The 11983-nt window shown below is 52.8% G+C and carries 11 protein-coding genes; 6 read left to right on the top strand and 5 right to left on the bottom strand.

What is annotated here, in order from left to right; all coding sequences use genetic code 11:
- Positions 1–39: 39 nt before the first annotated feature.
- The 4 genes from GCWU000342_RS09095 to GCWU000342_RS09080 all read right to left on the bottom strand — a co-directional run bounded on the left by GCWU000342_RS09095 (position 40) and on the right by GCWU000342_RS09080 (position 5353).
- Positions 40–1644 carry a UxaA family hydrolase gene (locus GCWU000342_RS09095; RefSeq protein WP_045000995.1) on the bottom strand — a complete coding sequence of 535 codons (1605 nt, stop codon included), beginning with the start codon at positions 1642–1644 and terminating at the stop codon, positions 40–42.
- A gap of 326 nt (positions 1645–1970) precedes the next feature.
- Positions 1971–3467, bottom strand: a complete 1497-nt coding sequence (locus tag GCWU000342_RS09090; protein ID WP_006907127.1) for a tagaturonate reductase — start codon at positions 3465–3467, stop codon at positions 1971–1973.
- A gap of 85 nt (positions 3468–3552) precedes the next feature.
- On the bottom strand, positions 3553–4992 hold the full coding sequence (gene uxaC / locus GCWU000342_RS09085; protein WP_006907126.1) for a glucuronate isomerase: 1440 nt from the start codon (positions 4990–4992) through the stop codon (positions 3553–3555).
- A gap of 133 nt (positions 4993–5125) precedes the next feature.
- Complete coding sequence (locus GCWU000342_RS09080; protein ID WP_006907125.1) at positions 5126–5353, bottom strand: hypothetical protein; 228 nt, start codon at positions 5351–5353, stop codon at positions 5126–5128.
- Between the two features lie 101 nt (positions 5354–5454).
- Here GCWU000342_RS09080 and GCWU000342_RS09075 point away from each other — a divergent pair, with 101 nt between their 5' ends.
- The 4 genes from GCWU000342_RS09075 to GCWU000342_RS09060 all read left to right on the top strand — a co-directional run bounded on the left by GCWU000342_RS09075 (position 5455) and on the right by GCWU000342_RS09060 (position 9756).
- Entirely contained in the window at positions 5455–6504 is a 1050-nt protein-coding gene (locus GCWU000342_RS09075) for a TRAP transporter substrate-binding protein (protein ID WP_006907124.1), read from the top strand.
- Positions 6501–7013, top strand: a complete 513-nt coding sequence (locus GCWU000342_RS09070; RefSeq protein WP_006907123.1) for a TRAP transporter small permease — start codon at positions 6501–6503, stop codon at positions 7011–7013. Before GCWU000342_RS09075 ends, GCWU000342_RS09070 begins: the two co-directional genes overlap by 4 nt.
- Position 7014: 1 nt before the next feature.
- Positions 7015–8322 carry a TRAP transporter large permease gene (locus GCWU000342_RS09065; RefSeq protein ID WP_006907122.1) on the top strand — a complete coding sequence of 436 codons (1308 nt, stop codon included), beginning with the start codon at positions 7015–7017 and terminating at the stop codon, positions 8320–8322.
- Between the two features lie 354 nt (positions 8323–8676).
- Positions 8677–9756, top strand: a complete 1080-nt coding sequence (locus GCWU000342_RS09060; protein ID WP_006907120.1) for a LacI family DNA-binding transcriptional regulator — start codon at positions 8677–8679, stop codon at positions 9754–9756.
- A 5-nt stretch (positions 9757–9761) separates the two neighbouring features.
- Here GCWU000342_RS09060 and GCWU000342_RS09055 read toward each other — a convergent pair whose 3' ends face one another.
- Positions 9762–10034 carry a YbbN family protein gene (locus GCWU000342_RS09055; RefSeq protein WP_242650002.1) on the bottom strand — a complete coding sequence of 91 codons (273 nt, stop codon included), beginning with the start codon at positions 10032–10034 and terminating at the stop codon, positions 9762–9764.
- 119 nt (positions 10035–10153) lie between these two features.
- On the opposite strand from GCWU000342_RS09055, the gene GCWU000342_RS11065 reads away from it, so the two are divergent.
- Positions 10154–10354, top strand: a complete 201-nt coding sequence (locus GCWU000342_RS11065) for a helix-turn-helix domain-containing protein (protein WP_083790767.1) — start codon at positions 10154–10156, stop codon at positions 10352–10354.
- A gap of 60 nt (positions 10355–10414) precedes the next feature.
- Positions 10415–11914: a response regulator gene (locus tag GCWU000342_RS09050; protein ID WP_006907118.1), complete on the top strand. Its 1500-nt coding sequence runs from the start codon at positions 10415–10417 to the stop codon at positions 11912–11914.
- Positions 11915–11983 lie beyond the last annotated feature (69 nt).

The raw sequence follows: 11983 nt of genomic DNA, 5'->3' as shown, positions 1-11983 counted from the left end.
AATTGGTAAACACCCCGGTTCAAATCTGCGAATACCGATTCACAGCGTCACCCCGTCCTTGAAGATGGCGATATCCCTGCAGCCGCTCTTCTCAGCCTGGGTTCTCTGGCCGGAAGCCACAGCGAGGACAAAGTCCAAGAGCCTGTCGCCGGCCTGGTCCAGTGTCTCAAGTCCATCCGCCACGGTGCCCGCGTTAAAGTCAATCCAGTTCTTCTTCCGGGCGGCCAGCGGGCTGTTGGTCGCGATCTTGGCAGTGGGTACCGGCGCCCCGAACGGGGTGCCCCGCCCTGTGGTGAAGAGAATCATATGGGCTCCGCTGGCCGCGAGGTCTGTCGAAGAGACTAGATCATTGCCCGGCCCATAGAGGATATTCAGTCCCTTCTTGCTGACCGGGCAGGCATAATCTAAGACATCCACGATCTGGGCCGAACCGCCCTTCTGAACGCAGCCGCAGGACTTGTCCTCCAGTGTTGTGATCCCTCCCGCCTTGTTGCCCGGACTGGGATTCTCGTAGACAGTCTGTCCGTGATCCACGAAGTACTTCTTGAATCGGTTGACCATGGCGACGGCCTTGTCAAAGGTCGCCTGATCCTTGCACCTCGCGAAGAGAATATTCTCTGCCCCGAACATCTCCGGGACCTCCGTCAGAACCGTCGACCCTCCCAGGGCAATCAGGCGGTCAGAGAGACGTCCCACCGTCGGATTCGCTGTGATTCCGGAGAGGCCGTCGGACCCCCCGCACTTGAGTCCGACCACCAGCTCTGAGGCAGGAATCGGCTCCCGTTTAAAGCGATCGGCATAGGAGGCCAGTTCCTTTAGGAGCTTCCGCCCCTCCTCGTACTCGTCCTCCACATCCTGGCAGACCAGAAATTTAACCCGATCGGGATTATAATCTCCTAAAGCTTCTAAGAAGAGTTCCCGGGTCAAATTCTCACAGCCTAAGAAGACACAGAGAACCCCCGCCGCATTGGGATGGCGGACCAATGACGTCAGCAGGCGTCTGGTAGCGTCCAGATCTCCGCCCAACTGTGAGCATCCATAGGGATGGGCAAAGGAATACATGCCCTCGATATTTCCCTGGACCAGATCCTGATTCTCCCTTGCCAGGCCTCCTGCAATATCATTGACACAGCCGACGACGGGCAGGATCCAGATCTCATTGCGGATGGCCACTCTTCCGTCCGCCCGGCGATAGCCCTCGAAGGTGCGCTCAGGCAGCTCGGGCAGAGGAAAGACCTGGTGATCATAGTGATAGTCCGCTGTCTCGGTCAGAGCCGTCCTGGCATTGTGGGTATGCACCCAGGCGCCGGCCCTGATCTCCTCTTTGGCAATGGCGATTGGGTTGCCGTACTTGATCACCCGGCCCCCGGCAGGGATGTCTGTCAGAGCAACCTTGTGTCCTCTCTTTACATCCTCAAGGAGGGTGAGCGATCCGGCTCTTATCGAGACATCCCTGGCTGTATCCGGCTGATTTGAATATGCATTTCCCTGACCCGGATTTGAGACGGCATCCGCCTTCCCCGCCATCTGTCCCTGGTCCATTTGAGACAGGTCAATTTCAGACAGATTGATCTGCTCTCCCTCTTTTAAGTCCTCAAGAGCTACCAGGACATTGTCTCTGGGGTGAATATGAATATATCGCATTGTTCTACCTCTCGCTCCCTGCGCCTCCATCGTCTTTCAAGGGCGCACTTGCCAGCACCTCCATCACGTTTCAAGAATGCGCTTGGCCGCACCGCCATCATGTTTCAGGGACGCGCCTGACCACACCGCCGTCGTATTCCAAGGACGTGCTTGACCGCACCGCCGTCGTATTTCAAGGATGCGCCTGACCGCACCGCCGTTGTATTCCAAGGACGCGCTTGACCGCACCGCCGTCGTATTTCAGGGACGCACCTGCCCTTGCCGCGGATGGCGCTTTTCTAACCCGATCAGGTATTATTCAGGACAGTTCTATCTCCCTTCGGAGCTCAAAGCACTGAGGCATAGGCTTCCCTTGCCCCCTGCTCCCGGATCAGCTCCAAATCGCGGCTGACCTGCTCTGTCAGACCCGGAACAGCGTTCAGATTCTGATCCCACATCTTCTCATTTCCAAGGGCAGCCGCGGTCAGTGTCGCCGCGTCATCCTTCCTGTGCTCCCAGTAGAAGTCCAAAACCCAGTCATCATCCTGGATCTGATAGTCATCTCCTGCCGGGCGACGGGCCAGGATCGCGTCCGCGGTCCTCTCCTTCAAGTCATTGCTGAAGAAGGCGATATAGGCGGCGAAGCCCATGCAAAGAGCCTGCGGCAGCTTGCCAAATTTCTCCTGATATTCCAGGAGTGAGGGCAGGTCTCTGGCCTTCCACTTGGACGTGGAGTTCAAGGAGATGGACAAAAGCTGATGATCGACAAAGGGATTGTTGAAGCGGTCTGTCACTGCCGCCGCGAAATTCTCGCAGTCCTCCCGGTCCAGAGGCAGGATGGGAATGACCTCATCATAGAGAATCTTGTTCATGAATCCGTGGATAACCTCGTCCTCCATACAGTCGCGGACGATATTCTCCCCGGCCAGATAGGCTCCCAGAACAAAACCCGTGTGGGCGCCATTTAAGATGCGCACCTTGCGTTTCTTATAGGGGGCAACCTGCTCGACCACGTGGACATTGAGTCCCGCTCTCTTAAATGGCAGACGATCCTCAAGTTCCGCGGGTCCCTCAATATACCAGACGCCGAACACTTCTCCTACGTCTAACAGCTGATCTTCATAGCCGTTGATTTGGTTTAATTCGTCGACTTCTCTCTGATCGCGAATGCGCCCCGGGACAATCCGGTCTACCAGGGTTGAGCAGAAGAGGTTCTCCTTCTCGATCCATCTGGCGAATCCCGTCTCGAGATGCCAGTCCTCAATGTGCTTTTGAACGATCTTCTCAAGCTCTCTTCCATTGTTGTCGATCAACTCGCAGGAGAGGATGGTCAGCCCCTTCTTTCCCGCCTTGTAGCGCTCGTAGAGCAGGGCGGTCAGCTTGGCCGGGAAGGAGGCAGGCGGCGCCTGATCCAGGCTTGCCTGGGGGTCGTACGCGATCCCGGCCTCCGTCGTATTGGACGCGATGTATTCCAGGTCATCCGAGCAGGCAATCACCTTGACCTTGAGCCAGTCCTCGACATTGTATGGATTATAGCAGGCGTCAATGGCGGAGATCACCCGCTTTCGGTCCACCTTCTGCCCCTTCTCAGAGCCCCGCAGATAGAGAGTGTAGAGCCCCTCCTGCTGGTTGATCTGCTGAGTCAGTCCCTGGGCAATAGGCTGAACCACGGCCACCTTGCCATTGTAGCCCGCCTTCTCATTGGCCATGTCAAACCAGTAGTCCACGAAAGCCCGCAGGAAATTCCCCTCGCCGAACTGAAGAACCTTGACCGGAGCTCCCGGCTTCAGGATATACCCCTGGTAGTTGCTCTTTTCCAATACCCGATAATTAAGTAGACTCACTTGTGCACCTCTCCTGATTTTTCTGAATATCCCTTTTTACTGAATTTTTGTTTTTGCGAAAATAAAATATCCCCTTTTCCTTCCTTTATTCATGAATCCCGAAATAGCGCTCGGCATTGTAGTAGCTGATCCCCTCCACAATCTTCTTCAGGGAGGACTCGATGGCGGGATACTCTCCCTTCTCTACCCACTCTCCGATCAGATTGCAGGCGATCCGGCGGAAGTAGTCATGCCTTGTATAAGAGAGGAAAGATCTGGAGTCGGTCAGCATGCCGACGAAATTGCCTAAAAGTCCAAGGTTCCCCAGAGACTTCATCTGCTTCTCCATCCCATCGCGCGTATCCTGGAACCACCAGGCAGCCCCCATCTGTATCTTGGAGGGAATCTCCTCAGACTGGAAACAGCCCAGCATAGCTCCGATGCGGTCGAAGTCAGCGGCATCCAGGGAGAAGAGGATGGTTCTGGGCAGTTCATTTGTCTCGTCCAGATCGCTCAAAAGGGAAGCCAGCGCCGGAATACAGTCATTCTGCGCGATCGTATCAAATCCGGTGTCCGGTCCCTCTGCGGCAAACATGCGGGCATTGGTATTGCGCAGGCAGGAGTAGTGGATCTCCATTACCATCCCCTCCCTGTGATAGGTTCTGGCCAGATGGGTCAGAAGAGTGGTCTGGTACTCCTCCCTCTCCTCATCACTCAGGCTCTCCCCCTTCAGAGCCTTCTGATAGACCCTGTTTGCCTCCTCCATCGAGCAGGGACGATACATGACGTAGTCAAGTCCGTGATCCGTCGCACGGCATCCGTGCCCCTTGAAGAAGGAAACCCGCCGATCTAAGGCGTCAAGAACATCCTCCATCGTATCCAGGGACTTTTTGCCCACCGCCTGAGCCAGCTGCTTCATGTAGTCGGCGAATCCCTCGCGGTGAATATTGATAGCCTTGTCCGGGCGGAAGGATGGGCATACCTGGAAGGAAACGCCCGGATCCGCCGCAATCTTCTCATGCCACTTGAGATCGTCGACAGGGTCGTCTGTCGTCCCGACGAAGCGGACATTGGACTGCTCGATCAGGCCGCGGACTGTCATCTTCGGGTCATGCCGCAGCATATCATTGCAGTGATTGTAGATTTTCTCGGCATTCTCCTCCGTCAGAGGCTCCGTGACACCGAAGTACTTCTTCAATTCCAGATTGCACCAGTGATACATGGGATTGCCGATAGCCATCTCCAAAGCCTTCGCAAATGCCTTAAACTTGGTCAGAGGATCCGCCTCTCCGGTCACCAGATCCTCCGGTGTCCCGTTCGACCGCATGACTCTCCACTTATAGTGATCCCCGAAATAGGTCCCGTCGGGATTGCGCCCTCCCAGCCAAATCTGGGATATATTGTCGAAGCGGCGATCCTCATAGATCTCCTGTGGGGAGATATGACAGTGATAGTCGATGATCGGCAGCTGCTCCGCATAGGTATGGAAGAGACGTCTTCCTGTCTCGTTGTAAAGCATAAAGTTCTCATTCAAAAACTGACCCATACAATACCTTCTTTCTTAATGAAAGCACTTACATTACACTCCCAAATTAGCCCAGCTATTTTCATCTGTCAAGCCCTCAATTTCTTCTCCTTTCAGCAGCCATTTGCTCTTCTTTTTTCTTTCTCTCTTCCTTTTACATCCCCTTCTCTTTTCCCTTTTTAAGGATATGTCCTATCCGTAAAAGCCCCGTAAATACTGCATTTTCTCTCCATCCGTCTTCCCGGCGGAAATGTTTTTTCTCCTTTTCTGCAAGAGCTTTTACAGGCATTTTCCTCTCTGATTTTCGCTCTTGACCCTCTCCCACAGATCCATTTTCGGAAGACTGTACAAATTCCCAGTTCGTTTTTCTTGCAGCTTGCACAAATCTCTTTGCATACGCTCATTTCTCATTGACTTCAAAAGAATGGAACCCTATATTCAGTTAATGTAATCGCTTACATTTACGGGAGGTAACAAGACCATATGAAAAAATCCATTAAGAGATTCCTTGCCCTGGCTCTGACCGCCTGCATGGTTCTCCCCCTGGGAGCCTGCGGTTCCGGCAAGAGCGGATCCAGTCTGACTGGAGGGAAAAGAATCATCCGCATCTCGCACGCCCAATCTGAAACACACCCGGAGCACCTGGGACTTCTGGCATTTAAGAAGTATATTGAAGAGCGTCTGGGGGACAAGTACGAAGTACAGATCTTCCCCAATGAGCTCCTAGGCTCCGCCCAGAAGGCCATTGAGCTGACCCAGACCGGAGCCATCGACTTCACCGTCGCCGGGACAGCCAATCTGGAGAACTTCTCCCCCGTCTATCAGATCTTCTCCATGCCCTATCTCTTCACCTCAGAGAAGGCCTACATACAGACCATGAACGACACGGACTATATGGAAAAGGTCTACAACTCCACCGATGAAGCCGGCTTCCGCGTCGTCACCTGGTACAATGCCGGAACCAGAAGCTTCTACGCCACCAAGCCCATCAACAGTCCCGAGGATCTCAAGGGCTTAAAAATCCGTGTGCAGCAGTCCCCCGCCTCCATCGCCATGTGCAACGCCTTTGGAGCGGCCGCTTCTCCCATGAGCTTCGGGGAGGTCTACACCGCCATCCAGCAGGGCGTCATCAACGGGGCCGAGAACAATGAGCTGGCCCTGACCAACAACAAGCACGGCGAGGTGGCCAAGTACTACTCCTACACCAAACACCAGATGATCCCCGACATGCTGATCGGCAACGTCAAGTTCTTAAAGAGTCTGTCCCCGGAGGAATATCAGATCTTCAAGGAGGCCGCCGCCCTCTCCACTCAGGTGGAGAACAGCGCCTGGGATGACCAGGTCGCCTCCGCCAAGGCAACCGCGCAGAACGACATGGGCGTTCATTTCTCAGATGTGGATCTGACCCCCTTCCAGGAAGCCGTCGCCCCTCTGCAGAAGTCTATGCTTGAGAAAAATCCCAAGATCGTCGATCTCTACAACCACATCCAGGAGATCAATCAAAAGGTTAGCAAGGAGGGCTCCAAATCATGAAAATCCTGCATCAGATTCGTCACATCATTGACAAGGTCTTAGCCGCAGTCTGCATCTTCCTCTTCGCCCTGATGGTCGTCGTCGGAACCTACCAGATTGTCACCCGCTATTTCTTCAACCGCCCGTCTACGGTCTCTGAGGAGCTCTTGACCTACTCCTTCACCTGGATGGCCCTGTTGATCTCCGCCTATGTCTTCGGCAAGAGAGATCACATGCGCATGGCCTTTCTGGCCGACAAGGTCACCGGCAAAGCCAGAGTCGCTCTGGAATCTGTGATCGAGCTTCTCATCACCGCCTTCGCCGCCATCGTCCTGTTCTACGGTGGCATTTCCATCACCCGTCTGACGATGACTCAGTCTACCGCTTCTTTAGGCGTTCCCATGGCCTATGTCTACTGTGTGGTGCCCATTACCGGTACCCTGATCGTCATCTACGGCATCTTAAATATCATCGATCTGCTGACCGGCTCTATCGACGCCTCTGCATCAGCAGAAGGACAGGAGGCATAATATGAACATTGCAATTGTATGCGGCCTGATCATCCTGATCACCCTGGCCATCCTCTTGATCGCCGGCGTCCCCATCGCCGTCGCCCTCGGAATCTCTTCCATCGCGGCAATTCTGCCCGTCTTAAATGCTGACGCCACCGTCGTCACCGGAGCCCAGCGAATTTTTTCCGGCATTTCCACCTTCTCGCTTCTGGCCATTCCCTTCTTCATTCTGGCCGGAAACATTATGAATAAGGGAGGAATTGCCGTCCGCCTGATCAATTTGGCCAAGCTGATTACCGGCCGTACCCCAGGCGCTCTGGCTCAGACCAATGTCGTCGCCAACATGCTCTTCGGAGCCATCTCCGGTTCCGGCACAGCCGCTGCCTCCGCCATGGGCTCCATCATCGGCCCCATCGAGAAGGAGGAGGGCTACGACCCCAACTTCTCCGCCGCGGCCAACATCGCGACCGCTCCCACCGGCCTTCTGATTCCCCCCTCCAATGTCATGATCACCTACTCTCTGGTGTCCGGAGGAACTTCTGTGGCGGCCCTCTTTATGGCCGGCTACATCCCCGGCATTCTCTGGGGTCTCGCCTGCATGGTTCTGATCTACTTCACCGCAAGAAAGCTCGGTTACCGCAACCGCCAGCATTTCTCCGCCAGAGAGGCCGGTAAGATCCTGTTCCAGGCCATCCCCTCTCTTCTTTTGATCATTATCGTCATCGGCGGAATCATAGCCGGAATCTTCACCGCGACCGAGGGTTCTGTCGTCGCAGTCGTCTACAGCCTGGTTCTCTCCTTCATCTACCGCACCATCAAGGTCAAGGATATCCCAAAGATTCTTCTGGACTCCGCTGAGATGACCGGCATCATCATCTTCCTGATCGCCACATCCTCCATCATGTCCTGGGTCATGGCCTTCACCGGTATCCCCTCCGCGGTATCCGCCGGCCTGCTGGCCTTAACAGGCAACAAGTACGTGATCCTTCTGATCATCAACATCGTTCTTCTGATTGTCGGCACCTTCATGGATATGACTCCGGCCTGCCTGATCTTCACACCCATCTTCCTTCCCATTGTGAAGACCCTTGGCGTCAGCCCCATCCACTTCGGTATCTTCATGATCTTCAACCTCTGCATCGGCACGATCACCCCGCCCGTCGGCACAACCCTCTTCGTCGGCGTCAAAGTGGGGCGGACCAAGATCGAGAGCGTCTTCCGCTTCCTCTGGCCCTACTTTGTCGTCATCGCAGGCGTCCTCATGCTGGTCACCTACATTCCACAGCTTTCCCTCTTCCTTCCCGGACTCATGGGCTACGTGAAGTAGGATACTCCTGCGACAAATGGGTAAACGCTCACAGGCACAGCATTTTCTCTGACCTGCTGCCGCTGATCCGTATAGCCCTGTATTAACTTCCGGCAGGAAGATATAAAGAATCGCTTTCTGGATTACAGCTATGCTCTTCTGCGCGAAATCCCTTCCTTCCTGGGTTCCGCGCGGGAGGGCATTCCTGCTTTTGGGATTAAATCGGTTCAAAAAGGCGGTCGAGGGTTTTTCTTGCGAAAAAAATCCTCAATCCCCTATACTTGGTACATGAGCGGCACGGATCACTGGCGCCGACTCTCAAACATTAAACAGCGCAATCATCAGACAACGCGATGCTTTCCCCGGGGAGAAGTCATGGGAATCAACGAAAAGCACAGTCAAGTGAATATTTACGATGTGTCGGAGCACGCCGGCGTCTCCATCGCCACCGTCTCCCGGGTCCTCAATCAGAGCGACAAGGTAACCGCGAAAACAAGAGACAAGGTGCTTGCCTCGATCAAGGCGCTCGGCTACCAGCCCAACGTCTTCGCCAGGGGTCTGGGGCTGGGCTCCATGAAGACCATCGGCATCATGGTGACAGACGCCTCGGACACCTTTCTGGCCAAATGCGTCTACCACACAGAGCAGGAGTTAAAGCGTCACGGCTACTCCGCCATCCTCACCTGCACGGGAGAAGAGCTCTCCTCCAAGAAGCGGTCGCTGAAGCGGCTGATGTCCAAGCAGATCGACGGGCTGATCCTAATCGGGTCCTCCTACGCAGAGGAAAAGGTCTCAGACCAGGATTATCTGCGCAAGGCAGCCAGATCCATCCCCGTCGTCCTAATCAACGGCCGTATGGATGGGAAGGGCATTTACTGTATCTACAGCAATGACTTTGAGGCCATGTTCCAGACGACCAGCGCCCTGCTCGCGGCAGGCAGACGGCGGATCCTCTATCTCTACTGGGCGGACTCTTACAGCGGCAGACAGAAATTGGCCGGCTACAGGGCAGCTATGGGAGCAGCCGGGGTTCGCGTAAACGGCCGCTATCTGATCCGAATTTCCAAAGAGCTGGCCGCCATTGACTCCTGTCTTAGAAATCAGATTGCTTCCATGTCTGATGAGCAGTCCGATTCCAATCCCCACTCCTGCCCCGTCGACGCCGTTATCGGGGCGGAGGACATCTTCGCTGTGGCCGCCCTGAAACTGGCGCAGGAATACGGCGTCGCCATCCCCGATCAGGTTCAGATCATCGGTTACAACAACTCCATTCTCTCCCAGTGCACCATGCCGGAGCTGACCACCATTGACAACCACTGTGCTGACATGGCAAAGGGAGCTGCTTCCATTCTGATCCAGGTTCTCGAAGGTCAGCAGACCTCACAGGAGACCATGGTTCCCTGTCGCCTGGTGCAGAGGGGTACAACCCATTTTGCGGGAGATATAGGGATTTAACAGGTTTAAAATGTCAACCGCATTTGATTCCACACCACGTCGCCGTGCTCGAATTTATCCATATTGTCCATTGTCGCTGTTCTAATCGTCATTTCTGTCTTCTCCGTCATTTTCATGTATTTCTCCAGACGAAAGAGAAGCTCATCCAGACTGAAATAACCGGATTCTCTTGCCGTCTCTGCCCCATCGATTGTGACGATCACCGTTGGAACAGACAGGATCCCCTTCTGGGCCGCTTCCTCCAGATATTCTTCAATGGGAAGATAGCGGTAGGTCACCTCTGGATGATCCTGCTGCCACTTCTCAAGCTTTTGTCTGATTGCCGCACAGGGAGCACAGGTGTCCGATCCATATTGTCTGATTTCGATTTTCATAACTATAGTGGTTAAAAGAGCCCATCTATCGAAGCACCGGCCGCTACTACACGGACATTGTCAACACCTATCGCATCGACAAGGCGCGCGGACTCTTACAGTATTCCGGCAAAACCATAGCAGCGATTGCGGAAGACTGCGGATATCACACGGTCTACCATTTTAACCGCACCTTCAAAAAAATCATGCATATGTCCGCAGCAGAATATCGCAGGAAGAAATGAGGTCTATCCATACATCTGATATATTTTATATAATTTCATCCATAAGAGGTGAGGTATACTATGTACAATGTTATTGTTGCTGATGACGAAAAAACTGCACGAGAACTTCTTTTAAATCTCATTCAAAAAAGAGAACCGGATCTGCAGGTTATTGCAGAAACAGAAAATGGCTCCAAAGCACTGGAAGCCATTTCTTCAACCCACCCAGATATTCTGATTACAGATATCTGCATGCCAGGCGTCAATGGCCTGCAACTATGCCAGGAAGCTCATAATCTTGATCCTGACATACAGATGATCCTCTTAAGCGGATATCAGCGTTTTGAATATGCTCAAGAAGCGATTCATATCGGTGTGAGCGAATATCTTCTGAAACCGATTACACCGAAAAAATTTCATCTTGCCGTTCAGCGGGCAGTGACTCGTTTGGATAACGCAAGACTTCAAAAGAGAAACCATTTAATCAAAAATCTTTCCTCTGGGAAAATTACGTCTGTTGCCGATCTGCATGAAATATTCGCTTTTTCCCGTTACTATCTTGTTTTTATACGCCAAAACGGCTTATTATCTCGTTTCCATACGGACTCAATGCATGAGGTGTATTCGGAAATTGAGGAAGACGTGATCTTCTACGGTCGTGACGAGAGTGAAGCTTTTATATTCATTCCAGAGAAGATTCTCTCCCAAAATCACCTTCCAAGTACCATACAGCATCTACAAAATAAGTATTTCCGGCAGAGCGATTCCTACATTACAGCCGTTTACTCATCTGTTGCCTGTGCGACTTGTGAAATTCCCTCACTCATGAATCAAATCTATCAAGTTGAGCGAGAGCTCTCCACGCCAGGAGAATCCCAGAGTGTAGACATCGCAAATACATATTCCCTGCCAAGGACTCGACTCAATCGCGACGAAATCCAACATCTCGAAAATCGATTGATTCCTCTTCTTGACCGGGCAAATTACGCTGCAACTTTGGACACGATATTAACCCTCTTTCAGGCATGGGAAAAAGAACACCACTCTCAGTTGTGGTTGGAACATGCTGACCAAATCATCCTGGATCTCATTACAAAGTATGGTGTAGACGAAGTCGATTGCACTGTCTGTGATCGCCAGCTGGTTCAGGATATTTTTGAAAATGCAACAAGCTTAGATATTCTTGCCAATAATTTACTGCAACTATATCGTGAGCTCCTAACCTCTGCACAAACTGAATTCGATATTACTTCCAGGAACTCTTTTTCCCTTGTCACAACTTATCTGAGGAATCATCTGCAAGACCACATTACCATTCAGGATCTGTGTGACCACTTTTCTGTCTCTCAGGCATCCCTGAGCCGCATGTTTCGCAAGCACGAGGGCGCTTCTTTTGTCCAGATCCTGACAAAGCTTCGAATGGAAGAAGCTACAAAAATTATCCAGGAGACCCCTTCCACCCTCATCAAAGATGTGGCCGCCATGGTTGGCTTCGACGATCAATTTTACTTCAGCCGGGTTTTTCGAACCTACTTTGGGAAATCCCCCAGTACCTATGCAGAAGAAGTTCTTTCCAATTGATGGTTCTACAATAAATGTTGGGCGAATAGATGTTTCCATTCGCTCCTAAGCGTATGATTAAACACAAGA

Origin of the sequence: Shuttleworthella satelles DSM 14600 (assembly GCF_000160115.1) — a bacterium.
GTDB classification, from domain to species: domain Bacteria; phylum Bacillota; class Clostridia; order Lachnospirales; family Lachnospiraceae; genus Shuttleworthia; species Shuttleworthia satelles.
This window is presented reverse-complemented; position numbering and strand designations above follow the sequence as displayed.